This is a genomic window from Acetobacter malorum, from assembly GCF_001580615.1.
Taxonomy (GTDB): Bacteria; Pseudomonadota; Alphaproteobacteria; order Acetobacterales; family Acetobacteraceae; genus Acetobacter; species Acetobacter malorum.
In genome coordinates this window covers 36,090-62,074 of the sequence record NZ_LHZC01000044.1, presented here as the reverse complement: position 1 = coordinate 62,074, position 25,985 = coordinate 36,090, and the positions used below count along the sequence as shown (strand labels likewise).

Sequence of the window (25,985 nt, the reverse complement as noted above, 5' to 3'; positions counted from 1 at the left end):
AGTGTAACGCCAGCCAGTTTCGCCTTGTGGGGTAGAAAAACCTGAGTGAATTCTCTGCAAACCGGGCGTTTCTTACAATACAGGACTTGTCCTGTCCGCATTGTGATGCCACCTGATGACACAGAAAGACACGTAGCAGACGATCAGGATCAGGTTGCCATGTTTATTGAAACTGAAGACACCCCTAACCCCGCCACGCTGAAATTCCTCCCGGGCCGCGCCGTGATGGGCGATGCGGGGACGATTGATTTTATTGATGCCGATACCGTCTCCGGCCGCTCCCCACTGGCGGAAGCGCTGTTTGGGCTGCCCGGTGTGTCCCGCGTGTTTCTGGGGAATGACTTTGTGTCCGTCACCAAGTCCGATCAGGAAGACTGGGCAGAACTGCGCCCGCTGGTGCTGACAGCCCTGATGGACCACTTCGTGGCTGGTGCGCCGGTGGTGGCTGAAGGCGTTGGGATTACGGAAGAGCCCATCGCGCCGGAAGATCAAGAGATCGTCACCCAGATCAAGGAACTGCTGGACACGCGTGTGCGCCCGGCTGTGGCGGGTGATGGCGGGGACATTGTGTTCCGTGGCTACAAGGACGGCATTGTCCGCCTGACCATGCAGGGGGCATGCTCTGGCTGCCCCTCTTCCCGCGCTACGCTGAAGCACGGTGTGGAAAACATGCTGCGGCATTATGTGCCGGAAGTTGTGTCCGTGGAGCAGGTTGAAGACTAAGGCCGCTTTCAGCATCTTCCCGTCTCCGGGTCTGTGACCTAAAAGGGGGAGCAGACACTAGGTAAGCCCCCGCAAAAGCGGGGCAGCGGAGGCAGGACAGAAATGCTGGATGATAGCGGGCTGGATCTTCTTTTCCAAAAGGCGCGCACGCCGCGGCGCTGGATGGCCCGCCCGGTGGAGCCTGCCCTGTTGCGCCGCCTGTATAGTCTGGTGAGCCTCGGGCCGACCTCCGGCAACTGTAGCCCGGCCCGGTTTGTGTTCATTACCGCATCTGAAGGCCGGGAGCGTCTGCGCCCCGCCCTTTCCGCAGGCAATGTGAACCGCGTGATGGGTGCGCCCGTCATCGCCATTGTGGCGTATGATCCCCTGTTTTTTGATGAACTGCCGCGTCTGGCCCCCAATGAGGAACTGCGCTCGTGGTTTGCCGCGGATGTGGGGCTGGCGGAAGAAACCGCTTTCCGCAATGGCACGCTGGAAGGCGCCTATATGATTATGGCGGCCCGGGCGCTTGGGTTGGATGCGTTGCCCATCTCCGGGTTTGATCAGAACATGGTGGAAGATACCTTTCTGGCCGAAGATGGCTGGCGGGCGAACTTCCTGCTCTGTCTCGGGTATGGGGATATTGAGCAGCTGCCGCCCCGTGCACCGCGTCTGGGCTTTGATGAAGCGTGCCGCTTCCTGTGATGAAACCTGAACGTCTTTTAGTGCTGGATGGCAGCCCGGCCGGAGAGGACGCCTCTGGCACCGTAGCTTGTGTCACGCCTTTTCCCGAGGGCGGCTATACGGTTCTGTCTCTCGTCTCTGCTGCAGGAAAACAGGCTGCGGAAGGTATTGGCCTTCTGGCGGCTGAGGCTTTGCAGCAGGCGGGATGGGGGGCTGGCCAGCTTGTGCAGCCTGATCTGGTGGCTGTGGTCACAGGCCCCGGTTCCTTTACCGGCCTGCGGGCCTCCTGCGCCATGGCGGCAGGGTATGCGCTTGGGGCTGGTTGCCCGCTGGTCGGGGTGACACGGGGTGAAGCCCTGCGCCCGCAGCTTGATGCTGAGTGTGCCCGCTATGGAGATCTGGACGGGTGGCTGCTTGTCACGGCAGCGCGGCGTGGGCGCGTCTTTGTGGAACGGGCCGCTGGGGTGCAGGCTGTGGCTCTCGCAAGCTGGTCTCCTCTCCCCGGTCGCTGGCTGGTGGCGGGAGATGCCGCGGCGTCACTCTCGGTGGCAGAGCCAGTCTTCTCTGACCTAGCACAACCCACAGCCAGCCAGATTGCGGAAGCTGCTGTTGCGCGCCTCAAAGGTCAGCTCCGGCCGCGTGATGCTCTGCCTTTGTATGTTGATCCGCCAGAAGCCAAGCTTCCGGCTGCTGGTTTACGGTCTGCACCGGTTTGAGCCAGACACTTTCTCAGCTCGTGGCCGTGGACATTATTGAGGCCAGTCAGGCGCATGGCGCAGTGCTGGCGGCCCTCCATGCTCAAAGCTTTTCCGTAGACGATCTGTGGGATGAAGCCGCTTTAAAACAGCTTTTGCCCATGCCCGGCGTCGTGACAGCGCTTGCCATGCTGGGTGACCAGCCTGCAGGGTTCTTGATGATCCGGTGTGTGGCGGATGAAGCTGAGGTTCTGACACTCTGCGTCGGCAGAGCCTTCCGCCAGCAAGGTATTGCCAGACAGCTTCTGGCGTGGGGTGTGATGGAAGCGCAGGACCGGGGCGCAGACCATATGTTCCTTGAGGTCTCCGTCCACAATGCAGCGGCACAAGCGCTTTATGCTGGTGCAGGGTTTGTGCAGGCTGGAAAGCGGCGGGCTTATTACCCTGATGGCTCGGATGCTCTGGTGCTGATGCATAGTTGGGGCGTGTAAATCGTGGGCTCGTCTGGTCTCTTCTCTCGCGTGGAATAGATCAGATCCCGCAGCTTACGGGTTTTAGAAAAAGCGTGTGATGCGGACTAAGAGACCCGCATCACATATTGCCATAAAAACTGTTCTGAAAATCCGTCATCAATCCAGATGACAAAGACTGATGACGGTGCATTCAAAGCTTTTGGGAACAAAGTGCCTTAAAGGGCACGCGCGCCGATATCCGTGCGCCAGGCAGCACCATCCCAGGAGATGGCTTTTACACCGGCGTAGGCACGGTCCCGTGCTTCCTGTACGGTGTCTCCAAGCGCGCAGACGGACAGAACGCGGCCGCCTGCCACAACCAGTTCTCTTAAAGCATTTTCTTTGGTGCCAGCCTGAAAGACGCGCACACCTTCTAGCGCTTCGGCATCGGCAATGCCGGAAATAACTGCTCCCGTTTCAGGTTTTGCAGGATAGCCCCGCGCGGCCATAACAACGCTGATGGCAGCCTGATCCGAGAACGTGACAGGGGTTGTGTCCAGCCTGTCTTCCGCAAGGGCAGCGAGTGCAGGCAGCAGGTCGGAGGTCAGGCGGAGCAGCAGGGCCTGTGCTTCCGGGTCCCCAAAACGGACATTGTATTCAATCAGCTGCGGGCCGGTTTCTGTCAGCATCAGGCCGGCAAAAATCACGCCCCGGAAGGGGGTGCCCCGGCGGACCATTTCTTTCAGCATGGGGCGGACAAGCAGATCCAGTGCGTCTTCCTGCGCCGCGCGGTCAAACCCGCGCGGAGGGGAGACAGCGCCCATGCCGCCTGTGTTGGGGCCGGTGTCGTTATCGCCAATGCGTTTGTGGTCCTGTGCGGCGCCAATGAGCATGGCGGTCTCACCCGAGCAGAAGGCGAAGAGAGAAACTTCCTCACCCACAAGGCAATCTTCAATCACCACGCTGCGGCCAGCATCGCCCATGCTGCCCTGCGTCATCATCTCACGCACCGCATCCTGCGCTTCGGCGACTGTTTGAGCGACCACTACGCCTTTGCCCGCTGCCAGACCGTCAGCTTTCACCACAATCGGTGCGCCACGTTCTGCAATGTAGGTGATAGCGTCTTCTGCACTGGTAAAGCGTTCACCCCGCGCGGTCGGCACGCCTGCGGCGTAGCAGACTTCCTTGCTGAAGCTCTTGCTGCCTTCCAGACGGGCGGCGGCCTGCGTGGGGCCGGCACAGGCCAGACCGGCAGCGGCGCAGGCATCGGCCAGACCAGCCACCAGCGGGGCTTCCGGGCCGGGAACAATCAGGTCAACCTGCTGTTCTTTGGCGAAGGTAATTAGCGCGGGCACATCGCTTGCGCCAATGGCAACATTGGTGCCCAGCTCTGCCGTGCCGGGGTTGCCGGGGGCAATGAACAAAGCCGTCAGTTTGGGGGAACGTGCAAGTGTTGCGGCCAGTGCATGTTCACGGCCGCCGGATCCAACCAGAAGTACCCGCATATTTTTCTCTCTCACTCTGTCAGCTCTGCTCTTTCAGGGCGAGCGTCTGTAGCATAGGTTGGGCAAATGATCGAAGGGCTTGCAGCAGGGGCACCTCCCGGTGGGAATGTGCCGGAATATAGTGTCTCCGAAATTTCCGGGGCTATCAGGCGCACGCTTGAGGGCACGTTTGGCCGTGTGCGGGTGCGTGGTGAGATTACCGAGTTCAAGCGCTACCCCTCAGGCCACCTCTATTTTTCGCTCAAAGATGAACGCGGCAAGATTTCCGGCGTCGTGTGGCGCGGCTCAGTCTCCCGCCTTGGGCTGGTGCCGGAAAACGGGCTGGAAATTATCGCAACCGGCAAGATCTCCGCTTACGGCGAACGCTCAAGCTATCAGCTTGTGGTGGAGCGGATGGAGTATGCGGGGGAAGGTGCCCTGCTGGCCCGCATTGAACGCCTGCGGCTGAAACTGGCGGAAGAAGGCCTGTTTGATGCCGGGCGCAAACGCCCCCTGCCCCTGCTGCCGCGTGTGATCGGGGTGGTGACCTCGGCACAGGGCGCGGTGCTGCACGATATCTGCACGACCCTCCTGCGTCGCTTCCCGCGCCCTGTGCTGGTGTGGCCGGTAGCTGTGCAGGGGGAAGGTGCTGCCGCACAGATTACTGCCGCTATTAACGGATTTTCTGCGTTGGATGGCAGCGGCGACGTGCCGCGCCCGGATGTGCTGATTGTGGCGCGTGGTGGTGGGTCTCTGGAAGACCTGATGGCGTTTAATGATGAAGCCGTGGTGCGTACCGCCGCTGCGTCCAGCATCCCGCTGATTTCTGCCGTGGGGCATGAGACTGATACCACGCTGATTGATTTTGCCTCGGACCGGCGTGCGCCAACACCGACTGCCGCGGCGGAACTGGCCGTGCCGGTGCGCACAGAAATGCTGGCGGAACTGGAGCATCGGGGCGCACGCGCTCTCGGGGCGTTGTCCCGCCTATTGCAAACGGCCCGGCTGCGGCTGGACCGGGCTGCGGCGGCCCTGCCTGATCTGCCCGGCCTGCTGGGCACCGCGCGGATGATGCTGGATGACCGGGGCCGCAGGCTGGATGTTGCCCTGCCCGGCTTTGTGCAGGGGCGACGGGTCGCACTGGTGGCGGTGGAGCGGCATATGCCTGCGGTGGACACGCTGCTCTCGGGCCGCCGCACCCGGCTGGCTTTGCTGGGGAGTGCTTTGCAGACGGGTCTGCGTCATGGCCTGCAAGTCAGGGAAGCCCGGCTGGGGCGGTTGCGGATTTCTCCGGCTCCGCTGGCGGCTCTGGTGCGGGAGCGACGCGCAGCACTGGTGGGTGCTGGCGGGCAACTGGAAGCAGTGTCCCCTCAGGCGGTGCTGGCGCGGGGTTATGCGTTAGTGACGGCCGGTGGCCAGCCCGTAACCTCTGCGCGCAAGCTGAAGGTGGGGGAAGATGTTGTGCTGACCTTTGGTGACGGCCAGCGTGACGCCGTGATTGCCCGTAAAAAGGCAGCGAAAGCTGAGCAGACGACTTTGGAACTGTAAGGGGCTATAGAAGCCCGGTTGAGGTTGAATTCTGATCCTGTCTATGGTGTCAGGCAGTGCAGAATGCACACAGAAAAACGGGGGCTGTGAGGCCCAACCTGCTTTTAGGGGACTGTCCGCATGTCTACGCGTTTTCTTCGCCCGCTTGGGTGCTGCCTTGCTCTGGGTCTGCTTGCCGGCTGTGCCGCCCAGCCCGCAGCACAGCAGAAGGTTCCGCTCCAAACCTTTCCGCCGAACATGGCTATCCAGCAGGGGAACCCTGTGGATGAAAGCCATCTGACAAACGATCCGTCCGCCCCGGCCAACACGCCGCTGTGCGGCTCAGCCGCGCGGGAAAGTCAGGCTATGGCGACGCAGAACTATCCGCAGCCGCTCACCAGCGGGAACAGTTGTGTGCAGAATGCCTGCTTTAATACCCAGACGGGCACCTATATTGCCGCAGATGGGTCTGCCCGCGTCTGCCGGTAATCCTGAGTGGCCTTTTCTGCCAGCCTTTTTGCTGGTAGTGAGGGCCCTGCCGCGAGAGTGACGGAATCGGTAGACGTAGTCGGCTCAAAATCGACCGCCGCAAGGCATAGGGGTTCGAGTCCCCTCTCTCGCACCATAATTTGTCTCACTTCCTTGAAACCGGACAGGGTGATGACCTCCACACATTCCGAAAATTCCTCCCGTCCGGCTTGCCGTCCTGCCAATCCGTGTTTTTCCTCCGGCCCCTGCGCCAAGCGCCCGGGGTGGGATGTTTCTGCACTGAGCAATGCGCTGACGGGTCGCTCCCACCGTTCTGCGGAAGGGCGGGCCAGACTGGCGGAGGTGATTGACCGCTCCGCAGCTATTCTGGGCGTTCCCGAAGGCTGGCGTGTAGGAATTGTCCCGGCGTCCGATACTGGCGCTGTGGAAATGGCTCTGTGGTCCCTGCTGGGGGCCCGACCTGTGGATGTGCTGGCGTTTGAAAGTTTCTCCTCTCTGTGGGCGCAGGACATTGTCTCTCAGCTCAAGCTGGACAATGCACGGGTTCTGAAAGCCGATTACGGTCAGCTACCTGACCTTGCTGAGGTAGACTGGACACATGATGTGGTTCTGGCCTGGAACGGCACCACGTCTGGTGTCCGCCTGCCGTCCGCTGACGCCATTCCGGCAAAGCATGAGGGGCTGGTGATTTGTGATGCGACGTCCGCCGCCTTTGCAATGGACCTGCCGTGGGACCGCTTGGATGTCGTCACGTGGTCCTGGCAGAAAGCACTGGGGGGTGAGGCTGCGCACGGGATGCTGGCTCTTTCCCCACGCGCTGTGGAGCGGCTGGAAAGTTTTGAAGCGCCCCGTCCGCTGCCCAAGATTTTCCGTCTGATGGGCAAAGGTAAGCTGATTGAAGGCATCTTCCGGGGTGACACCATCAACACACCCTCCATGCTGTGTGTGGAAGATGCACTGGATAGCCTGAAATGGGCTGAGTCCGTTGGTGGTCTGGCCGGGTTGAAGGCCCGCAGTCAGGCTAATCTGGCGGAAGTCGCTGCATGGGAAGCCAAAACGGACTGGGTGGAGTTTCTGGCTCGTAACGAGGCAGAGCGTTCCTCTACCGCAATCTGCCTGCGCATTGTGGCCCCGTGGTTTTTAGCACTGGAGCGCTCCGAGCAGATGAAGACTGTCAAACAGATGGTTGCTCTGCTGGATAAGGAAGGCGTGGCGTTTGATATTGCCAGCTATCGTGATGCCCCGCCGGGTCTGCGGATCTGGGGTGGTGCGACGGTGGAGGCTTCCGACGTCAGCGCGCTTTTGCCCTGGCTGGACTGGGCATTTGCACAGGTTGCACCGGTAACCTGCCCGGCCTGAGTGCATTACGTTTTCAAGAAGGCTTCGGTGATGTGGGCCGAAGCCTGAGAAGCCGGGGGAGGGCAGCCTTTCCCCGGTTCTTTTCACAGGGGTCATTCCGTCCGGATTGTATCGCCTGAGAACCGTTTTCTAAGAAAAACAGGGTGGACGAACCGCCTGATCCAACGCATCGTCTGAGCACCAGCTTAAAAAGCAAAAATCAGACAGAAGTGCAGGATCATGGTGGGACAGATTACCCTTTCAAAACAGAAATCCGTTTTGCAAAAAAAGAGCCTATGGGCGGGTGTTGCTCTGTCCGGGGTGTTGCTGGCAGCAACTCTTCCCGCGGCGCACGCTGCAACCCCTACAGCGTCGGCTGCTCAGGCGCATGACCCGCTGAGCGTGCAGACCGGGAACGATATTCCGGCCAGTGTGCATATGCCAACCGACCAGCAGCGGGATTACATCAAGCGCGAGGTCATGGTCCCCATGCGGGACGGCGTGAAGCTCTATACGGTTATTGTTATTCCCAAAAATGCCCGTAATGCTCCAATCCTTTTGACACGTACCCCCTATAACGCCAAAGGGCGGGCCAACCGTGTGCCTAATGCGTTGACCATGCGGGAGGTTCTGCCGCAGGGGGATGATGTGTTTGTGGAGGGCGGCTATATCCGCGTGTTTCAGGATATTCGCGGGAAATATGGCTCTCAGGGCGATTATGTGATGACGCGCCCCCCGCACGGCCCGCTAAACCCCACCAAAACGGATGAAACCACCGACGCGTGGGATACGGTGGACTGGCTGGTGCATAATGTGCCGGAGTCCAATGGCCGCGTGGGCATGACCGGCTCGTCCTATGAGGGCTTTACCGTCGTCATGGCGCTGATGGACCCGCACCCTGCCCTGAAGGTGGCCGCACCGGAAAGCCCGATGGTGGATGGCTGGATGGGAGATGACTGGTTCCATTACGGCGCCTTCCGTCAGGGCGCGTTTGATTACTTTATCAGCCAGATGACTGTGCGGGGGGAAGGCAACAGCATTCCGCGCAGAGATGCTGACGATTACACAAATTTTCTGAAAGCCGGATCCGCCGGGAGTTTTGCGACACAGGCCGGTCTGGACCAGTATCCGTTCTGGCAGCGTATGCACGCCCACCCGGCGTATGATGCGTTCTGGCAGGGGCAGGCGCTGGATAAACTTCTGGCTCAGCGCAAGCCTACGGTTCCGATGCTGTGGGAACAGGGCTTGTGGGATCAGGAAGATATGTGGGGCGCTATTCATGCCTGGCAGGCGCTGAAGGATGCGGACGTTAAAGCCCCCAATACGCTGGTGATGGGCCCCTGGCGGCATAGTGGAGTGAATTATAATGGCTCCACTCTTGGTCCGCTGGAATTTGAAGGGGATACAGCCCACCAGTATCGGCGTGATGTCTTCCGGCCCTTCTTTGATGAATATCTGAAGCCCGGTAGCGCGTCTGTGCATCTGCCTGACGCCATCATCTACAATACAGGCGACCAGAAATGGGATTATTACCGTTCCTGGCCGTCTGTGTGTGAAAGCAACTGCACCGGCGGCCTCACCCCGCTTTATCTGGCAGACGGGCACGGGCTGAGCTTTACACGCCCGGCAGCAGATGGTGCTGACAGCTATGTGTCTGACCCGGCGCATCCGGTTCCGTTTATCTCCCGCCCCTTTGCCTTTGCGCAGAGCAGCCGGTGGAAGCCCTGGCTGGTGCAGGACCAGCGGGAAGCAGAATCCCGCCCGGATGTGGTGACCTATGAAACGGAGGTGCTGGACGAACCTGTGCGCATAAGCGGTGTGCCGGTAGCAGACCTGTTTGCGGCGACCAGTGGCACGGATTCAGACTGGGTGGTGAAGCTGATTGACGTACAGCCTGCCATGACGCCGGATGATCCTAAAATGGGTGGGTATGAGCTGCCTGTGTCCATGGATATTTTCCGGGGCCGCTACCGGAAGGATTTTGCCAAGCCGGAAGCACTTCAGCCTGATGCAACGCTGCATTATCACTTCACTTTGCCTGCTGTGAACCATGTGTTTGCAAAAGGGCATCGCATTATGGTGCAGATCCAGTCGTCCTGGTTCCCGCTGTACGACCGGAACCCGCAGAAGTTCGTGCCGAACATTTTTGGTGCAAAACCGGCAGATTATACCGTGGCAACCCAGAGCATTCATCACGGCGGCAAGGAGGCGACCTCCATTCTGCTCCCGGTTGTGAAACAGTAAGAGGCCGGTATGGTGCAGACCAAATTCCAGATGGCGCATTTAACCGCATCTGAAATGCGGGAGGCTGTTGCGCGCTCCCCTGTTATTCTTTTGCCATTAGGCAGTTTTGAAGATCAGGGGCCGCATATGCCGATGGGGGACTACCTTCTGGCAGATGCCATGGCGGAGAAAATTGCCAGAAAGGCCTCCGCTGCAGGGCATGAGGTGTATGTTGCGCCCGTTCTGCCTTTTGGTGGCGCTGATTTTTTTGGATACATGCCGGGCGGGATTGCACTTTCCCAAAGCACTCTGCAGGCCGTTTTGCGGGATATGCTGGACAGTCTGCTTCGGCATGGTCTTACCCGGCTTATTATCCTGAACGGGCATGGTGGAAACTGCACCATGATTCACGATGTTACGCGCAGCATCTGGCTGCGTGATAACGTTGTGGTTCCAAGCTTTTATCTGTGGCGTGTTGCTGCCAGTTTCTTGCCCCAGCTTGTTGGTGCAGAGCAGGCAACACAGTCCGGCGGGCATGGTGCAAACCCGCTGACGAGCATTGGAATGCATCTGCTGCCTGATCTGGTTCGGGAAGATAGTATTCCTCAAGCGCATGCAGATAAAACAGCATGGGGTCTGAGTGTTTCAGATTTTGGCATGCTGGATCTGGATGGTGCTCTGATTTCCGTGCCGCTTGAGGGGGATTGCACGGCATCAAATGGGGTCGGGCGCGGAGACCCGCGTCTCTGCTCAGCAGAAACCGGTGCGCTTCTGACAGAAAAGCTGGAGGAAACCGGCGTGAAACTGGTTGAGCATGTAGTGAAGCAGGATGGTCAGAAAATCTCACCCAAAGAAGATTGAAATTCTTTGTCGGATAAAAAAGATTCCGTTTTTGTGAGGACTTATAAAAAAGCGACAGAGAGAACTCTGTCGCCTTTTTGTGTGTTTAGGGAAACGCTGGATCAGGCCGGAGCATCAATCGGCACGACATTGATAAGCTTCTTATTAACGAACTCTTCAATCCCCAGCATGGCGAGTTCACGCCCATAGCCGGAGCGTTTGACGCCGCCAAAGGGTAGGTCCGGCCGGGTCCATGTCGGGTGGTTGATATACACCATGCCGGTGTAAATCTGCTTGGCAACTTCAACACCGCGTTTGGTATCTTCTGTAAACACGGAGCCACCCAACCCATAAGGCGTGTCATTGGCCAGTTCAATGGCTTCCTGCTCGTCCTTGACGGTAAAGAAGAGTGCGACCGGTCCAAAAAACTCCTGATGAAAAGCAGGATTATCACGCGTCAGGTCGGTGAGGATGGTAGTCTGAACAAAAGCGCCCTTGTTGGGCGGCGTCGGGCCGACCCGGTGCGCTTTGGCCCCATTTTTCACCGCGTCTTCAACCTGCTGGTTCAACTGGTCCGCAGCAGACTGAGAGGACATGGGGGGCACCCCGGTTGCGTCATCAGACGGATCTCCCGGTGCAAGTTTAGCCAGTTCTTCACTGAAGCGTTTGAAAAACTGGTCTGCGAGACTCTCCTGCACAATAATGCGCTTGGAGGCCACACAGCACTGCCCACCATTATTCATGCGGCCCCAGACAGCCCATTTAACGGACTTTTCAAGGTCAGCATCATCCAGAACAATGAAGGCATCACTGCCGCCCAGTTCCATGGTGGTTTTTTTCAGGTTTTTACCGGCCTGTGCTGCAACGGAGGCCCCTGCCCCTTCGCTGCCCGTCAGAGCAATGCCCTGAATGCGTGGGTCATCAATCAGTTTTTCCAATTGCTGACGTGTGGCGAACAGGTTTGTGTAGAGCCCTGCGGGAGCGCCGGCATCGTGGAAGAGTTTTTCAAAAGCTGCGGCGCATTGCGGAACAATGGAGGCGTGTTTCACCACAACCACGTTCCCTGCCATCAGATGCGGCCCGGCCACGCGGGCCAGTTGGTAGTAAGGGAAGTTCCATGGCTCAATGGCCAGCAGGATGCCAAGCGGCTGGCTGACGAGCATGGCGTCATCACCGCGCTCACTGCCGCCAGGGATTTTCTGCGGGGCCAGAAATTTTTCAGCATTGTCGGCATAATAGTCAAGGATGTCTGCAGAAAGGGCAACTTCCCCTAATGCTTCACGCTTGAGTTTGCCCATTTCCAGCGTGAGCAGTTTTGCATACTCATCACTTTGCTCGCGTAGCAGGCTGGCGGCTTTGTGCAGGATGCTGGCGCGGTCAGCAAAGGACGTATTGCGCCAGCTTTTGTAGGTCTTCTCTGCCTGTGACAGCAGAGAATCCAGTTCGGCATCTTTCAGGTCAGGAAAAGTGGCGATCGTCTCGTTGGTGTACGGATTGACAGTCTTGTAAGCCATATTCGTGAGCCTTTCCGAATGCCTCGGAAGTATCAGGCCCGAAAGTCGATTACGATCCGGCCTTCCACCTTACCTTCCTCGAGGCGTTCAAAAATAGAGTTTATATTCTCCAGCCGGTCTGTCTGCGTTACCGATTTCACTTTCCCATCCGCACAGAAGGACAGGGCCTCAATCATATCAAGGCGTGTCCCGACAATGGATCCGCGGATGGTGGTGCCATTCATCACCATATCGAAGATCGAGATAGGAAAATCGCCCGGTGGCAGGCCATTCAGAACAAGTGTTCCCCCAGCCCGGACATACCCCATGGCCTGCGAAAAAGCCTTGGTGGAAACAGCCGTAATCAGGCCGCCATGAACACCACCAACTTCCTTTTGCATGAAAGCCGCCGGGTCTGTCTCTCTGGCATTAACGGTCAGAGCCGCGCCGAGTTTCCGGGCGGTGGCAAGTTTTTCATCGTCAATATCAACTGCGACAACATTCAGGCCCATGGCGACGCCATATTGCACTGCCATCTGCCCCAGCCCGCCAACGCCGGAAATGGCAACCCAGTTCCCTGCCTTGGTATCGGTCATTTTCAGACCCTTATAGACTGTCAGGCCAGCGCACAGCACGGGGGCGACCTGCACCGGGTCTATGCCTTTGGGGAGGAGGGCAACGTAATTGGGGTCTGCCACCACATATTCTGCAAAGCATCCATTGACGGAATAGCCGGTATCTTCCTGTTTGGCGCACAAAGTTTCCCAACCGCCAAGGCAATGTTCACAATGGCCACAGGCGGAATACAGCCAGGGCACGCCGACTTCATCCCCTACCTTCACATGCGTGACAGCACTGCCCGCTTTCACAACCGTGCCAACACCTTCATGGCCGGGAATGAACGGGAGGCTGGGTTTTTTGGGCCAGTCACCTTCAGCAGCATGCAGGTCTGTATGGCAGACACCGCAGGCAATCATTTTGACCAAAATTTCATTCGGGCGGATATCAGGAATATCCAGTTCTTCAATGCTCAGAGGTTTGCCGAATTCGCGCACCACTGCGGCTTTCATTTTTCCTGACATTGTCTCAGTCCCTTTTTGTTTTCGTTGCTGGAAATAAATTCCAGAGAACCCCGTCTTTTTTGTTTGCGTGGCGTGGCCCTGTTATCAGGAATTTCCTCTTCTCACTAGGCAGAGTATGATGAAAAACTGCATTGACCTGCATCAAAAAAATCCTGTCATGGCAGGGTTTTCATGACAGGATGTGTGCACAGGGTTTTTCAAAGAACGTCCTGAAATCAGGCGTCTTTTTTAAGCTGGCCAAAGGGTGCCCAGCAGCGGCCATCACGCGCCAGAAGAGCATCTGCTCCAGAGGGGCCGGTGCTGCCGGCTTCATAAAATTCCGGCGCGGTGGTGGCTTTGCTCCAGGCTTGCAGAACCGGGTCCACGGCCCGCCAGCCAGCTTCGATATTATCGGCACGCTGGAAAAGCGTGGCGTTGCCCTGCAGGCAGTCATACAGCAGGGTTTCATACCCCACATTGGGGATCGCCCCGAAGGCGTTTTGGTAGCGGAACTCGGACACCACTTCTTCCACCACTGTTTCCGGGCCGGGGTGCTTGGCGTTGAAGTGCAGGTCCGCCCCTTTTTCCGGCCGGATATTATAAACAAACCGATTAGGCGCTTGCGGTGCACCCTCTGCCGTGCGGAACAGCGGGTGCGGTGTCTGTTTGAACTGCACCACAATTTCCGTCACGTTGGAACTCAGGGCTTTGCCGGTGCGCAGATAGAAGGGCACCCCGGCCCAGCGCCAGGTATCAATTTCAATTTTCAGGGCCGCGTAGGTTTCCGTCGTGCTGGTTGGGCTCACGCCGGGGCTGGCGCGATAAGCGTCAATGTCGCGTCCCGCTACTGTTCCTGCGGTATATTGTCCGCGTACGGCGTTTTCCGGCGTGATGGGACGAATGGCGTCAAACACCTGCTGCTTGGCATTACGGATGGCTTCAGCTTTTAAGGAGGAAGGCGGTTCCATAGCGACCAGTGCGAGCAACTGGAACAGATGGTTGGGCACCATGTCCCGCAGCGCGCCTGTGGCATCGTAAAACACACCGCGCCCTTCAACGGAGAGTGTTTCTGCGGCGGTAATCTGAATGTGGTCGATATAGTCACGCCGCCAGAGCGGGTCGAACAGCAGATTGCTGAAGCGGAGTGCCAGCAGGTTCTGCACGGTCTCCTTCCCCAGAAAATGGTCCACCCGGTAAATCTGCGTTTCCTTCAGGAAAGACAGCAGATGCGCATTCAACGCCTGTGCGGACTGCAGATCTGTGCCGAACGGTTTTTCCACCACCAGCCGCCGGAAGCGGTTCGGGGCTTCCTCCATCAGTCCGGCGCGGGCCAGACTTTCCGCTGCCGTGCCAAAAAAGCGCGGCGGTGTGGCGAGGTAGAAGACGGCGTTGCCCTTACCGATATCCGGGGCCAGACCGCCCAGCGCATCAACAGATGTGAAGTCCAGCGCGCGATAGGTCATCCGGCTGGCAAGCCAGGACCACGCGTCCTCATTGATGCTGGCGGTATAAAATTCAGCATGTCTGTCCTGCGTGAAGCTTTCCATCTTGGCGCGCAGGGAGTCGACCCAGCTTTCCGTCGTCTCTTTTTCAAGACTAGCGCCGATAATCCGGAAATCATCCGGCAGGAAGCCATTGCACGTCAGGTCATACAGTGCGGGTACCAGCAGCCGATGGGTCAGGTCTCCCGCCGCACCGAGGATCACCAGTGTCCCGGCCGGGGCCGGATGAGTGGCCGCAGGGGCTACAACCGGGGTGGGAATGCCGGGAGATGCGGGGGCTGAAGTCATTTTTCATTTATCCTTGCACGACGGAAGGGCATGCTCCGCAATTCCATTTTTACCCGGTTTGGTCTAGGTTTCCTGCCCGGTCAGGCTTTGGCAGGAATGAGTAAGGGAAGAGTTATGGGGTATCGGGTTGCAGTTGTAGGCGCCACCGGAGCAGTAGGGCGTGAAATTTTAAAGACACTGGCCGAGCGGGAGTTCCCCGTTGACGATATTGTTGCGCTGGCGTCACCACGATCTGCCGGGCGTGAAATCTCGTTTGGGGACCGTACGCTCAAGGTCCGGAATCTTGAAACCTTTGATTTCAAAGGCTGGGATATTGGTCTGTTCTCCCCGGGTGGTGAGGTCTCGGCCAAATATGCTCCCATTGCCGCCAAAGCGGGCTGTGTGGTGATTGATAACACCTCCCACTTCCGCATGGACCCGGACGTGCCGCTGGTGGTGCCGGAAGTAAACCCGGATGCGCTCAAGCGCATGAAGCGCAACATTATTGCCAACCCGAACTGCTCGACCATTCAGATGGTTGTGGCTCTCAAGCCGCTGCATGACCTGTTTACGCTCAAGCGCGTTGTGGTCTCCACCTATCAGGCGGTGTCCGGTGCGGGCAAAGACGGGATGGACGAGCTGTTTTCCCAGACGCGCGGCAGCTTTGTGACTGACCCGCCGAAGATCGAACAGTTCCAGAAGCAGATTGCCTTTAACTGCATTCCGCAGATTGATCGCTTCATGGATGATGGCGCGACCAAGGAAGAATGGAAAATGGCCGTGGAGACGAGAAAAATTCTCGACCCCGACGTGTCCGTGATTGCCACCTGCGTCCGCGTGCCGGTGTTTATTGGCCATTCTGAAGCCGTTGTGGCGGAATTTGCAGAGCCTGTGGATCTGGCCCGTGCGCGTGAAGTTCTGCGTGAAGCAGAAGGCGTGATTCTGCGCGATGAGCGCGAAGATGGCGGCTATGTGACTCCGATTGAGTGCGTGGGTGAAGATGCAACCTACGTCTCACGCCTTCGTGTCGATCCGACGGTTCCCAACGGCCTCGCCTTCTGGTGCGTGTCCGATAATCTGCGGAAAGGTGCGGCTTTGAACGCAGTGCAGATTGCCGAGACGATGATTGCCCTGGACCTCCTGCCCAGACACGGCTGAGTGAGGTTGCCCCGCCTCGCGGGCTCGTGTTGGCTGGCTGAATTGACCGGTCTGCGGGTTGGGGCGTAGGACAAATTTCGATGCAGAAACGCCGGTCTGAGCCGGTGTAAGGGATAGACGGACAGGATACGAGGCTGACAATGCAGGATATCCGCAAGGCCCTCTACGTAGGGACCCGAAGTGACGGCAGACTCATTCAGCGGCCTATGTCGCCGCATCTGCAAATTTACCGCTATCGCCTGTCCATGGTTCTTTCAATTTCGAACCGCCTGACGGGCGTTGCCGCAACCGGCGGCGCTGCTCTGGGCGTGTTCTGGCTGGCTGCTGCAGCCAAGGGACCGAAAGCGTTTGCTACAGCGCGCAAGGTGACAGGCAACCCCGCAGGGCAATTGCTGCTGGTGGGGTGGCTGGCGTCCGTTGTGTATCACACGGTGGGCGGCATCCGGCATCTGATCTGGGATAGCGGCAAGCGCTATGACAAGGAAGAGCTGAACAAGGATGGCCCGGTTGCCGTGGGTGTGACCGCTGGTGTCAGCACTGTGCTGGCCGCGGGCCTTCTGGGCGTTGCCGCCAAACGGGCGCGCGCTCTGGCCAAAGCAGGAAAGGCATCCTGATATGACTGATTCCGCTCCTCATATTGAGGTCATGCGCTCACAGCTGAGCCGTGCCCGTGGACTTGGGGCCGGTGGCTCCGGCACGGCGCACTGGTGGGCCGAGCGCGTGACGGCGGCGTCTCTTCTGCCGCTTTCAACATGGTTTATTGTCCAGATGTTCCGCCTTGGCGGCACAGACCATGCAGAGGTTGTGAAGTGGGGCGGCAAGCCGGTGAACGCCACCATGCTGACCGCGCTGATCATCACGACTTTCTACCACGCGCAGCTCGGCCTGCAGGTGATTGTGGATGACTACGTTCACGGCAAGGCGCATCTGCCGACCCGTATTCTGGTCAAGCTCGTCACCTCCCTGCTGGGGCTTCTGGGCGTGTTTGCCGTAATCAAGCTTGTGGCTGCCGGTAGCCGGCGGTCCTGACCAGACCTGAACGCTGTGCCGCCTGTTTGCGCCACATGTCGCGGCGGCACGAAATCTGAAGACATGACAGGCCGAACGCACATGGGAGCGCCGTCACGATGAATGCCAATACCTCTCCGTCCCGGGGAGCTTACCGGATTGTCGACCACGCTTATGATGTCGTGGTTGTTGGAGCAGGCGGTTCCGGCCTGCGCGCCACGCTGGGCATGGGGGCTGCAGGCCTCAAAACTGCCTGCGTGACCAAGGTTTTCCCCACACGAAGCCACACGGTGGCCGCTCAGGGCGGTATCGGGGCCTCTTTGGGGAACATGGCCGAGGATAACTGGCGCTGGCATATGTATGACACCGTAAAAGGGTCAGACTGGCTGGGTGATCAGGACGCCATTGAATTCATGTGCCGCGAGGCCGTGCCCGCCGTGCAGGAACTGGAACATTTCGGTGTGCCGTTCTCCCGCACGGAAGATGGCAAGATCTATCAGCGCCCCTTTGGCGGCCATATGAGCGAATACGGCAAGGCCCCTGTGCCCCGTGCCTGCGCTGCGGCTGACCGGACAGGCCATGCCATTCTGCACACGCTGTATCAGCAGTGCCTGAAGCATAACGTCGAATTCTTTGTCGAATACTTCGCCATTGACCTGATTATGGACGATAAAGGCGAATGTCGTGGCGTTATGGCCTGGTGTCAGGATGACGGCACGATCCATCGCTTCAATGCGAAGATGGTCGTGCTGGCAACTGGTGGTTATGGCCGTGCCTATCAGTCCTGCACCTCGGCCCATACCTGCACGGGTGATGGCAATGCCATGGCCATGCGCGCCGGTCTGCCGACGCAGGATATGGAATTTGTGCAGTTCCACCCGACAGGTATTTATCCGGCTGGCTGCCTGCTGACGGAAGGCTGCCGTGGTGAAGGCGGGTATCTGACCAATTCTGAAGGCGAGCGCTTTATGGAGCGTTATGCGCCGACGGCGAAGGATCTTGCCTCGCGTGACGTGGTCTCCCGCGCCATGACGATCGAGATCAAGGAAGGCCGTGGCTGCGGTCCGAAGAAAGACCATATCATGATGCATCTTGAGCATCTGGGGTCTGACCTTCTGCACCAGCGTTTGCCGGGTATTCTGGAAACAGCGCGTATTTTTGCCGGCGTGGATGTCACCAAGGAGCCGGTGCCGGTTCTGCCGACGGTGCATTATAATATGGGCGGGATTCCGACCAATATTCATGGTGAAGTCATTCGCCCGACGCCGGAGAACCCGGATGCCGTTGTCCCCGGCCTGATGGCTGTGGGTGAGGCTGCGTGTGTGTCCGTGCATGGTGCGAACCGTCTGGGCACGAACTCCCTGCTGGATTTGATTGTGTTTGGTCGCGCTGCGTCCAAACGGGCTGCGGAAATTGTTAAACCGAGCGACTTCATCAGACCGCTGCCGCCGGGTGCCGGGGATGCAGCGCTCGATCGTCTGGACAAGCTGCGTTACGCCAAGGGCGGCACGAAAGTCTCCGCCATGCGGGACCGTTTGCAGCGCGACATGCAGACGCATGCAGCCGTTTTCCGCACACAGGAAAGCCTGCAGGAAGGTGTTGATAAAATTCACCAGATCTGGGACGACCTCGGGGATATTTCCGTCTCTGACTCGTCACTGATCTGGAACAGTGACCTGATGGAAGCGCTGGAATTTGAAAACCTTCTGGCCAATGCAACGGCTACGCTGGAAAGCGGGCTTGCCCGGCATGAAAGCCGCGGCGCGCATGCCCGGGATGATTTCCCCAAACGCGATGACAAGGAGTGGATGAAGCACTCCGTTTCCTGGCTGGATGAAAAGGGCGGCATCAAGCTGACCTATCGTCCGGTGCATTTGAAGACCCTGACGGATGACGTTCAGGTCTTCCCACCCAAAGAGCGCGTTTACTGAGCCGACGGGAAGAACGGGCGAAAAAGGGAGGCGAACATGGTCGAACTCAGACTGCCGCGCAACAGCGAGATCGGGAAAGGCAAAACCTATCCCGCGCCAGCCGGGGCTAAAAACGTCAGGACGTTCAGGGTTTATCGCTGGACGCCGGATGATGACAGAAATCCGGTAGTGGATTCCTATGAAGTGGATCTGGATGCTATCGGGCCGATGGTGCTAGACGCCATTATCCATATCAAGAATGATGTGGACCCGACGCTGACATTCCGCAGGTCTTGCCGTGAAGGGATTTGCGGCTCCTGCGCGATGAACATTGACGGTGAAAACACGCTGGCGTGTCTTAAGCCGATTAAAGACATCAAGGGCGATGTGCGCATCTATCCGCTGCCGCACATGCCGATTGTCAAGGATCTGGTCTCGAACCTGGATGGTGCCTATGCGCAGCTGCGGGCGATTAACCCGTGGTTGCAGTCAGACAGTGCGCCGCCGCCGGATGCCGAGCGTAAGCAGAGCATTGAAGAACGCGCCAAGCTGGATGGCATGTGGGAGTGCATTCTGTGCTTCTGCTGCACAACCTCCTGCCCGTCTTACTGGTGGAACGGTGATAAGTATCTGGGGCCAGCTGTGCTGCTGGCAGCGTATCGCTGGATTGCGGACAGCCGTGATGAGCATACGGGTGACCGGCTGGATGGGCTGGAAGATACCTTCAAGCTCTATGCCTGCCGTACCATTATGAACTGCACGCAGACCTGCCCCAAAGGCCTGAACCCTGCCAAGGCGATTGGCCGGATTAAAGAGCTGCAGATTGAACGGAAAGCCTGAGAACCACTCTTTAGTCTGAGTAGTCCTTGGTTTTCTGGCCCGTAAAGGGTGTGTAAAGACGAGAGAAACCCGGTGCGTCATGCAGGCGCACCGGGTTTTTTCGTTTTAAAGTTAAAAATGCCTTTAAAAAAGAACTGTTATGACTGGTTCTGAAAATAGGTTACTTCAGACATTCGCATTTAAAAATGCATAAAAATTGATCGTTGAGATTATATTTAAACAATAGTCTCAAAACATAAGGAAGTCAGTGTGCAAGAGAGAGATAGCAGGAGCAGTCTGTTTTTCTCAGAGATTATGCCCAAAACAGTTTCTCCAAGGCTTGCAGCAGGATTGAAATACCTCCTGATCAGCCTTGTTGTGGTGTATGTGTTGAGTTATTGCGTCATCCCCTTTTCGGATGGCGATCCTGCTTATTACGTGCTGATTGGCCGTGGTCTGCTCCGAGACCATATTCTGCCTTACAACTATGCGTTTGATCACAAACCCTTCGGCGTTTATCTGTTCTATGGACTTTGGGACAGGCTTGCGCCTTTTGTCCCGGGGAAATTTACGCTTCTGGCGGTGCTGTTAAGTGGGGCTTTTGTCACCATCGGGCGGGTGTTCGGGGCTTTTAATCGCGGTCTTGCTTTTGTCATTCTGATTGTATGCGGCGCGATTTTTGATGTCCTGTCCGGCAATACGGAGCTTGTTCTGGCGGTAAGCGAAGCGCTGATTCTGGCGTTGATGCTCAAAGGAATAGAGACAGCCAAAGGGAGCCTGTTTTTTCTGGCAGGCTGTCTTTCTGCTCTGGCCGTCAATGTGAATTATCTGGCAGGCGTGTGCCTTCTGGGGCCTGAGGCTCTGCTCCTGCTTTCTCCCGGCTGGTTCCGTCTTTCCCGGTGTGTGATGGTTTTTCTGGGAGTTATCGTCGGTCTGGTCGTTCTGTTTTCGCCCTATCTGATTGTCGGACATGGCGCGTTGCAGACTTATTTTTCCATGCAGAGAAGTTTTCTGCACCAGTATAGTGGCGCGCTATCAGACCGCTTGCAGTGCGTCTTCTGGATGATGGTTTATCTCGGGTTGATGCTGCCCATTCTGCTTGGATGGATCAGGCGTTTTCCGGTCAATCTGGCGGATGAAGCCTCACGCCGCAGCATGATTTTGCCTGTGTGGTTTGCCTCATCGTTTCCGGCAACTTTGCTATCCGGCCATCCATACCAGCACTATTTCATTCTCTGTTTTGCGCCCGCCACACTCATGCTGGTAATTTTGTTCCGGGAAGGTGCATTGCCTCCTCGTCTTGCTCTTATGCCTCTTTGGGTCTCTTCTGTGTTTTTCATGGGGACAGAGGTGAAGAGGAATGTCAGTGTCGCCCTCTACACGTCGCGCGTGGATTATGCGCAAATTGCCCGGCAGGTTGGGCATGCCAAAGTTCTGGATATCAGAACCTTTCACGCTGTTTTCTATTTGTCTGATTTAAAGCCGTTTGATGTGTATCTGTTCAGTGATCACATCGACATTTTCTTCCGGCAGAACGCCTGGAAGCGTTATATGCAGGACCTCCAGCAGCATCCCTCATATGTGGTGGCTCCTTATATGGGCTGCGAAAGACATGAGGTGGAAGTCCCTGTTTGCCAGTGGCTGCAGGACCATTACACCCTGACGTATGCGGTGAATGTCCGGCATAGTCATAAAAACAAACCGAATAAATTCTCTTTATCGCTCTACAAGCTTCGGCAGCCGACTGAATCAGTAACTCAGTCTGGCCTGTAAAATAACCGTTTCGGTTTGCCTTGCGCACGAAGCATCCCGCATAAAAGACGGATGATGATGCTTCGTGACGCCTGCCCGGAAGATATCCCCCGGATTACCAGCATTTATAACCATGCCGTGTTGCATACGACGGCGATCTGGAACGAGACGGTCGTTGATGAGGCCAACCGTCGGGCGTGGCTGCGCGAGCGCCAGCAGGCCGGGTATCCGGTGCTGGTGGCTGTCTCGCCGGACGGAGCGGTGGCGGGGTACGCCACCTTTGGGCCCTGGCGGGCGTGGGATGGCTACCGGCATACGGTGGAACATTCCGTTTATGTGCATCCTGACGCTCAGCGGCAGGGCGTGGGGCTGACCTTGATGAAAGCGCTGATCGAGCAGGCCCGCACGCACGGAAAGCATGTGATGGTGGCCGGGATTGATGCGGACAATGCTGGATCTGTTGCGCTGCATCAGCAGCTTGGGTTTGAAGCCACAGGCGTGATGAAAGAGGTTGGCTGCAAATTTGGGCGCTGGCTGGATCTGACATTTTTCTGCCTGAAGCTGGATACCCGACCCCGACCCTGACGCTGCGGCATCTGTTGAAAAGATTGACGCTGAGGAAGCAGGGTGAGACACCAGTCCTTTCTATGAGAACGGGAGCAGTTCGTGTTTGACGGCCATCTTTCCTCCGTTGCCGGTCGTACGCGGGCATGGACAGACAGTTTGTTTGTGGACCACGCCATTTTCCGGCTGGTCTGGACCAATTTTCACGCCGTAGTACCGGGCAAGGTTTACCGCTGCAACCATCCAACCCCGGCGCGGCTGAAATGGGCCATGCGGCGTTTTAACCTGCGCACGCTGGTCAATTTGCGTGGGCACCGGAAATGCGGGTCCGATGCGCTCTCCCGCAACGCTGCCGCCCGGCTTGGGCTGGCGCATGTGGATATGGCGTTTGAAAGCCGGGGCGCACCGCATCGGGACCGTATTTTGCGTTTTGCCGGTTTGTATCAGCAGATTGCCTTCCCGATGCTGATGCATTGCAAATCCGGGGCGGACCGGGCTGGTCTGGCATCCGGGCTGGTGATCCTGTTTGAAGGCGGCACGGCAGAGCGGGCGCTCAAGGAACTGTCCTGGCGGTATGGGCATTTTCGCCAGTCCCGCACTGGCATTCTGGATGCGTTTTTCCTGCGATATCAGGCTGAGGCCGAAGGGCGCATTCCGTTTCTGGACTGGGTGCGCGATGAGTATGATGAAGCGGCGCTGAAGCGGGACTTTGTGGCCGGAAAAATTGCCTCTTTCATGACAGATCAGGTTTTACGCAGAGAGTAACAGCCCCATGGATGCACAGCCTGCTCCGGCCGCTCCGGTTCATTCGTTGCCTGCATCCCATCCGCCTGTGCCTGTTTTTGCAGCGGCTCTGGCCATTTTATCGTGGGCCAGCGCCTATCCTGTGGTGCGTCTGGCGTTGCAGGTTCTCCCCCCTATCCCGCTGGCAGCCGTGCGCTATGCGTTAGCGGCGGTTATTGCGTTGGTCTGGGTTGGCTGGACGCGCCCCCGGTTGCCGCGTGTGCAGGACCTGCCGCGCTTTGTGGTGTGCGGGGCGATTGGCATTTCCCTTTATAATATCCTGTTCAATCTGGGGGAGCAGACGGTTTCCGCCGGGGCGGCCAGCCTGTTGATCAGTTTTTCTCCGCTGATCGCGGCCCTTCTTGCTGTTAGCGTGATGGGAGAGCGGCTGTCCGTCTGGGGCTGGGTTGGCTCACTGGTCAGCTTCTGTGGTGTTGTGCTGGTGGCGCAGGGGCAACCGGGTGGGCTGACGTTTGGCTCCGGCGCGGCAGATGTGCTGGGGGCCGCCTTTTCTGCCGCAGTCTATAACGCTGTGCAGAAAAAACTTGTGGCGGTGTATGGGGCTTTGGCGACAACCGCCTACGTGCTGATTATTGGCGCTGTGTTGCTCATCCCCTGGCTGCCGCAGGCGGTGCAGAGCTTGCAGACTGCTCCTGTTACCGGCTGGATTCTGGTGGTGCAGCTTGCGGTGTTTCCGGCCATTCTGGGCTATGCGGCATGGGCGCATGTTGTGGGCAGGATTGGCGTTGCGCGCTCTTCCGGCTTTATCTACCTGCTTTCCCCCGCGACTTTGCTGCTGGCGTTTTTGATCACCGCCGAAGTGCCTAGCCTGCGTATGCTGGTGGGGGGAGCCATTATTCTGGCCGGTGTCGGGCTGATGAATACGCTGGGGCGTGTAAGACCTCCGGTAGTCCCACAAAAAACGCCGGAGGTCTGAGACCTCCGGCGCGTTCTGTCTTCTCTGAAAAACTCTCTGAAATCAGAGTATTTTTCAGATGGGAATGGTCCGTTCCAGCGTAGAGCTGAGTGCTGTCAGGCCCGGCAGAACCTTGCCTTCCAGCCATTCCAGAAAAGCGCCGCCTGCGGTGGAGACATATGTCATGTCATGCAGCACACCGGCGTGACGCAGGGCGGAAACAGTGTCCCCCCCTCCGGCAATGGTTTTCAGGCTGCCAGCCTTGGTCAGGCGAGCAGCTTCCTGTGCGACGGCATTGGTGCCTTCATCAAACGGCGGGAGTTCGAACACACCCAGAGGGCCGTTCCACACCAGTGTTTTCAGGCCAGCCAGTTTCGCCTTCAGCAGCGCAACCGTTTCCGGCCCCACATCCAGCGCCATCCAGCCGTCGGGAATTTCCGTCACGGGGGCGACCAGCGTGGGCGCACCGGCCATGAAGTCCTCAGAGAGAACAACATCCACCGGCAGAACCAGATCGCAGTTCTTTTCCTGCGCCTTGGCGATGATCTGCCGGGCGGTGTCCAGCATATCCTCTTCCTTGAGCGACTTGCCGACGCTCAGCCCTTTGGCCGCAAGGAAGGTGTTGGCCATGGCCCCCCCCACAACCAGAACATCTACGCGCTCCAGCATGTTTTCCAGCAAGGCGAGTTTGGTGGAGACTTTCGCCCCGCCCACAATCGCGCCAACCGGATGCTCAGGGTTTTCAAGAGCGGCATCCAGCGCGGAAAGTTCCGCTTCCATCAGGCGCCCGGCGTAGGACGGCAGATGTTCGGCCACACCAGCGGTAGAGGCATGAGCCCGGTGCGCTGCGGAGAACGCGTCGTTCACATACACATCGCCCAGTCTGGCCAGTTCGGCGGCCAGATCCGGTGCGTTGGCTTCCTCACCCGGGTAGAAGCGGGTGTTTTCCAGCAGCAGCACTTCCCCGTCCTGCAGGGAGCGGGCTGCGGTTTCTGCCTGCGGGCCGATACAGTCATGCATGAAGCTGACCGGCTTACCCAGTGCCGTGGCCAGAGCCTTGGCCATGGGCTCCAGAGACAGGCCGGGCACAACCTTGCCCTTGGGGCGGTCAAAATGGCTGAGCACAATCACGCGCCCGCCTTTGTCCGCCAGTTCCCGGATGGTGGGCACAATGCGCTCAATGCGCGTCATGTCCGAAATCTTTCCGTCCTGCATGGGGACGTTCAGATCGGCTCTCAGCAGGATACGCTTGCCCTTCGGGTCAAGCTTATCCAGCGTATTGAAGGGAAGAATGGCCATCAGAGTGAGCCGAACAGCGCCGCAGTGTCGGACATGCGGTTGGAGAAGCCCCACTCATTGTCATACCAGGCGCAGATGCGCACCAGCTTGCCGCCATCGACCAGAGAGGTCTGCGTGGCGTCAAAGGTGGAGGATGCCAGAACATGGTTGAAGTCGGAGCTGACCAGCGGGGCATCGGAATACGCCAGAACGCCTTTCAGTGCGCCTTCGGACGCGGCCTTGATGGCAGCGTTCACCTCTTCCACGGAGCCCGGCACCTTTTTCGGCACGAAGTCGAGCGAGACGAGGGAGACGTTGGCCGTCGGCACACGAATGGCCGTGCCATCCAGCTTGCCTTTAAGGTGCGGCAGAACCAGACCAACGGCGCGGGCAGCACCCGTGGAGGTCGGGATCATGTTCAGGCCAGCAGCGCGGGCGCGGCGCAGGTCTTTATGCAGGGTGTCCACTGTCCGCTGGTCACCCGTGTAGGAATGGATGGTGACCATGTAGCCACGTTCAATACCAAACGTATCTTCCAGCACCTTGGCGACCGGAGCCAGACAGTTGGTGGTGCAGGAGGCGTTGGAGATCACCGTCATGTCCGGCGTCAGCACATCCTGGTTCACACCGTAAACGATGGTGGCATCAGCATCCGTGCCCGGAGCGGAAATAATCACCTTGCGGGCACCGGCGGCCAGAAGCTGGCCAGCTTTTTCCTTGGAGGTGAACAGGCCTGTGCATTCCATGGCCACATCCACGCCTTGGAACGGTACCTTGGAGGGGTCACGTTCGGCAGAAACGGTAATCGGGTCCCATGTGCGGCCATGCGCGGTGATGATCAGCTTGTTGCCATCAACTTTCACATCAGCCGGCAGGCGGCCATGCACACTGTCATAGCTCAGCAGGTGGGCGTTATCCGCAACGCTACCCAGATCGTTAATGGCCACCGGCACAACGTCCGTGCGTCCGCTTTCAATAATACCGCGCAGCACAAGCCGGCCAATACGCCCGAATCCGTTGATTGCAATTTTGACTGCCAT

Annotated in this window: 24 protein-coding genes and 1 tRNA gene; 19 read left to right on the top strand and 6 right to left on the bottom strand. The window is 58.2% G+C overall.

What is annotated here, in order from left to right:
- The first annotated feature begins 159 nt into the window (after positions 1-159).
- The 4 genes from AD930_RS05510 (at position 160) to rimI (ending at position 2,572) form a co-directional block, all read left to right on the top strand.
- Positions 160-723 (top strand): NifU family protein, encoded by a 564-nt coding sequence (locus tag AD930_RS05510; RefSeq protein ID WP_061505454.1) that lies wholly within the window; start codon positions 160-162, stop codon positions 721-723.
- A gap of 102 nt (positions 724-825) precedes the next feature.
- Positions 826-1,407, top strand: coding sequence for a malonic semialdehyde reductase (locus AD930_RS05505; RefSeq protein WP_043550384.1), 582 nt, complete (start codon positions 826-828; stop codon positions 1,405-1,407).
- The gene (gene tsaB, locus AD930_RS05500; protein ID WP_061501826.1) at positions 1,407-2,102 is read left to right on the top strand and encodes a tRNA (adenosine(37)-N6)-threonylcarbamoyltransferase complex dimerization subunit type 1 TsaB; all 696 of its coding nucleotides are present in this window, start codon (positions 1,407-1,409) and stop codon (positions 2,100-2,102) included. The genes AD930_RS05505 and tsaB overlap by 1 nt, the downstream gene beginning before the upstream one ends.
- Entirely contained in the window at positions 2,099-2,572 is a 474-nt protein-coding gene (gene rimI, locus AD930_RS05495) for a ribosomal protein S18-alanine N-acetyltransferase (RefSeq protein ID WP_244150503.1), read from the top strand. The genes tsaB and rimI overlap by 4 nt, the downstream gene beginning before the upstream one ends.
- A gap of 197 nt (positions 2,573-2,769) precedes the next feature.
- Here rimI and purD read toward each other — a convergent pair whose 3' ends face one another.
- On the bottom strand, positions 2,770-4,038 hold the full coding sequence (gene purD / locus AD930_RS05490; RefSeq protein WP_061505411.1) for a phosphoribosylamine--glycine ligase: 1,269 nt from the start codon (positions 4,036-4,038) through the stop codon (positions 2,770-2,772).
- Between the two features lie 66 nt (positions 4,039-4,104).
- Between purD and xseA the strand changes: the two genes are divergently transcribed.
- The 6 genes from xseA (at position 4,105) to AD930_RS05460 (ending at position 10,455) form a co-directional block, all read left to right on the top strand.
- A complete protein-coding gene (gene xseA, locus AD930_RS05485) occupies positions 4,105-5,565 on the top strand; it encodes an exodeoxyribonuclease VII large subunit (protein ID WP_061505410.1) in 1,461 nt (486 codons plus the stop codon).
- A 120-nt stretch (positions 5,566-5,685) separates the two neighbouring features.
- Positions 5,686-6,033, top strand: coding sequence for a hypothetical protein (locus AD930_RS05480; protein ID WP_043550389.1), 348 nt, complete (start codon positions 5,686-5,688; stop codon positions 6,031-6,033).
- A 51-nt stretch (positions 6,034-6,084) separates the two neighbouring features.
- Positions 6,085-6,169, top strand: a tRNA-Leu gene (locus AD930_RS05475).
- Positions 6,170-6,204: 35 nt separating this feature from the next.
- Positions 6,205-7,392: a phosphoserine transaminase gene (locus AD930_RS05470; RefSeq protein ID WP_061505409.1), complete on the top strand. Its 1,188-nt coding sequence runs from the start codon at positions 6,205-6,207 to the stop codon at positions 7,390-7,392.
- Positions 7,393-7,650: 258 nt separating this feature from the next.
- A complete protein-coding gene (locus tag AD930_RS05465) occupies positions 7,651-9,615 on the top strand; it encodes a CocE/NonD family hydrolase (RefSeq protein ID WP_061505453.1) in 1,965 nt (654 codons plus the stop codon).
- 9 nt (positions 9,616-9,624) lie between these two features.
- Complete coding sequence (locus AD930_RS05460) at positions 9,625-10,455, top strand: creatininase family protein (RefSeq protein ID WP_061505408.1); 831 nt, start codon at positions 9,625-9,627, stop codon at positions 10,453-10,455.
- 101 nt (positions 10,456-10,556) lie between these two features.
- Here the strand turns inward: AD930_RS05460 and AD930_RS05455 are convergent, their stop codons facing one another.
- The 3 genes from AD930_RS05455 to zwf form a co-directional block, all read right to left on the bottom strand.
- A complete protein-coding gene (locus AD930_RS05455) occupies positions 10,557-11,948 on the bottom strand; it encodes an NAD-dependent succinate-semialdehyde dehydrogenase (protein ID WP_061505407.1) in 1,392 nt (463 codons plus the stop codon).
- Between the two features lie 32 nt (positions 11,949-11,980).
- Positions 11,981-13,009 (bottom strand): alcohol dehydrogenase AdhP, encoded by a 1,029-nt coding sequence (gene adhP / locus AD930_RS05450; protein WP_061505406.1) that lies wholly within the window; start codon positions 13,007-13,009, stop codon positions 11,981-11,983.
- A 215-nt stretch (positions 13,010-13,224) separates the two neighbouring features.
- Positions 13,225-14,778 carry a glucose-6-phosphate dehydrogenase gene (zwf, locus tag AD930_RS05445; protein WP_061505405.1) on the bottom strand — a complete coding sequence of 518 codons (1,554 nt, stop codon included), beginning with the start codon at positions 14,776-14,778 and terminating at the stop codon, positions 13,225-13,227.
- A gap of 114 nt (positions 14,779-14,892) precedes the next feature.
- On the opposite strand from zwf, the gene AD930_RS05440 reads away from it, so the two are divergent.
- The 9 genes from AD930_RS05440 to AD930_RS05400 all read left to right on the top strand — a co-directional run bounded on the left by AD930_RS05440 (position 14,893) and on the right by AD930_RS05400 (position 23,688).
- The gene (locus tag AD930_RS05440) at positions 14,893-15,915 is read left to right on the top strand and encodes an aspartate-semialdehyde dehydrogenase (RefSeq protein ID WP_043550396.1); all 1,023 of its coding nucleotides are present in this window, start codon (positions 14,893-14,895) and stop codon (positions 15,913-15,915) included.
- A 140-nt stretch (positions 15,916-16,055) separates the two neighbouring features.
- Complete coding sequence (sdhC, locus tag AD930_RS05435; protein WP_061501373.1) at positions 16,056-16,529, top strand: succinate dehydrogenase, cytochrome b556 subunit; 474 nt, start codon at positions 16,056-16,058, stop codon at positions 16,527-16,529.
- A gap of 1 nt (position 16,530) precedes the next feature.
- Entirely contained in the window at positions 16,531-16,944 is a 414-nt protein-coding gene (gene sdhD, locus AD930_RS05430) for a succinate dehydrogenase, hydrophobic membrane anchor protein (RefSeq protein WP_043550398.1), read from the top strand.
- A 98-nt stretch (positions 16,945-17,042) separates the two neighbouring features.
- Entirely contained in the window at positions 17,043-18,854 is a 1,812-nt protein-coding gene (gene sdhA / locus AD930_RS05425) for a succinate dehydrogenase flavoprotein subunit (RefSeq protein WP_043550399.1), read from the top strand.
- Positions 18,855-18,890: 36 nt separating this feature from the next.
- Complete coding sequence (locus tag AD930_RS05420) at positions 18,891-19,673, top strand: succinate dehydrogenase iron-sulfur subunit (protein WP_043550400.1); 783 nt, start codon at positions 18,891-18,893, stop codon at positions 19,671-19,673.
- 330 nt (positions 19,674-20,003) lie between these two features.
- Positions 20,004-21,425, top strand: coding sequence for a hypothetical protein (locus AD930_RS05415; protein WP_156476868.1), 1,422 nt, complete (start codon positions 20,004-20,006; stop codon positions 21,423-21,425).
- 51 nt (positions 21,426-21,476) lie between these two features.
- Complete coding sequence (locus AD930_RS05410; protein WP_306308819.1) at positions 21,477-21,989, top strand: GNAT family N-acetyltransferase; 513 nt, start codon at positions 21,477-21,479, stop codon at positions 21,987-21,989.
- Positions 21,990-22,070: 81 nt separating this feature from the next.
- Positions 22,071-22,733 carry a fused DSP-PTPase phosphatase/NAD kinase-like protein gene (locus AD930_RS05405; RefSeq protein WP_043550401.1) on the top strand — a complete coding sequence of 221 codons (663 nt, stop codon included), beginning with the start codon at positions 22,071-22,073 and terminating at the stop codon, positions 22,731-22,733.
- Between the two features lie 7 nt (positions 22,734-22,740).
- Positions 22,741-23,688 (top strand): DMT family transporter, encoded by a 948-nt coding sequence (locus AD930_RS05400; protein ID WP_061505402.1) that lies wholly within the window; start codon positions 22,741-22,743, stop codon positions 23,686-23,688.
- Positions 23,689-23,742: 54 nt separating this feature from the next.
- Here AD930_RS05400 and AD930_RS05395 read toward each other — a convergent pair whose 3' ends face one another.
- Both AD930_RS05395 and gap read right to left on the bottom strand, forming a co-directional pair.
- Positions 23,743-24,966, bottom strand: coding sequence for a phosphoglycerate kinase (locus AD930_RS05395; RefSeq protein WP_061501362.1), 1,224 nt, complete (start codon positions 24,964-24,966; stop codon positions 23,743-23,745).
- Positions 24,966-25,985, bottom strand: a complete 1,020-nt coding sequence (gene gap, locus AD930_RS05390) for a type I glyceraldehyde-3-phosphate dehydrogenase (RefSeq protein WP_043550404.1) — start codon at positions 25,983-25,985, stop codon at positions 24,966-24,968. The genes AD930_RS05395 and gap overlap by 1 nt, the downstream gene beginning before the upstream one ends.

Bases quoted from the DNA above. Each gene is read 5' to 3' on its own strand.
- AD930_RS05510 (WP_061505454.1), top strand. From the start codon at position 160: ATGTTTATTGAAACTGAAGACACCCCTAACCCCGCCACGCTGAAATTC.
- AD930_RS05505 (WP_043550384.1), top strand. From the start codon at position 826: ATGCTGGATGATAGCGGGCTGGATCTTCTTTTCCAAAAGGCGCGCACG.
- tsaB (WP_061501826.1), top strand. From the start codon at position 1,407: ATGAAACCTGAACGTCTTTTAGTGCTGGATGGCAGCCCGGCCGGAGAG.
- purD (WP_061505411.1), bottom strand. From the start codon at position 4,038: ATGCGGGTACTTCTGGTTGGATCCGGCGGCCGTGAACATGCACTGGCC.
- xseA (WP_061505410.1), top strand. From the start codon at position 4,105: ATGATCGAAGGGCTTGCAGCAGGGGCACCTCCCGGTGGGAATGTGCCG.
- AD930_RS05480 (WP_043550389.1), top strand. From the start codon at position 5,686: ATGTCTACGCGTTTTCTTCGCCCGCTTGGGTGCTGCCTTGCTCTGGGT.
- AD930_RS05470 (WP_061505409.1), top strand. From the start codon at position 6,205: ATGACCTCCACACATTCCGAAAATTCCTCCCGTCCGGCTTGCCGTCCT.
- AD930_RS05460 (WP_061505408.1), top strand. From the start codon at position 9,625: ATGGTGCAGACCAAATTCCAGATGGCGCATTTAACCGCATCTGAAATG.
- AD930_RS05455 (WP_061505407.1), bottom strand. From the start codon at position 11,948: ATGGCTTACAAGACTGTCAATCCGTACACCAACGAGACGATCGCCACT.
- adhP (WP_061505406.1), bottom strand. From the start codon at position 13,009: ATGTCAGGAAAAATGAAAGCCGCAGTGGTGCGCGAATTCGGCAAACCT.
- zwf (WP_061505405.1), bottom strand. From the start codon at position 14,778: ATGACTTCAGCCCCCGCATCTCCCGGCATTCCCACCCCGGTTGTAGCC.
- AD930_RS05440 (WP_043550396.1), top strand. From the start codon at position 14,893: ATGGGGTATCGGGTTGCAGTTGTAGGCGCCACCGGAGCAGTAGGGCGT.
- sdhC (WP_061501373.1), top strand. From the start codon at position 16,056: ATGCAGGATATCCGCAAGGCCCTCTACGTAGGGACCCGAAGTGACGGC.
- sdhD (WP_043550398.1), top strand. From the start codon at position 16,531: ATGACTGATTCCGCTCCTCATATTGAGGTCATGCGCTCACAGCTGAGC.
- sdhA (WP_043550399.1), top strand. From the start codon at position 17,043: ATGAATGCCAATACCTCTCCGTCCCGGGGAGCTTACCGGATTGTCGAC.
- AD930_RS05420 (WP_043550400.1), top strand. From the start codon at position 18,891: ATGGTCGAACTCAGACTGCCGCGCAACAGCGAGATCGGGAAAGGCAAA.
- AD930_RS05410 (WP_306308819.1), top strand. From the start codon at position 21,477: ATGATGATGCTTCGTGACGCCTGCCCGGAAGATATCCCCCGGATTACC.
- AD930_RS05400 (WP_061505402.1), top strand. From the start codon at position 22,741: ATGGATGCACAGCCTGCTCCGGCCGCTCCGGTTCATTCGTTGCCTGCA.
- AD930_RS05395 (WP_061501362.1), bottom strand. From the start codon at position 24,966: ATGGCCATTCTTCCCTTCAATACGCTGGATAAGCTTGACCCGAAGGGC.
- gap (WP_043550404.1), bottom strand. From the start codon at position 25,985: ATGGCAGTCAAAATTGCAATCAACGGATTCGGGCGTATTGGCCGGCTT.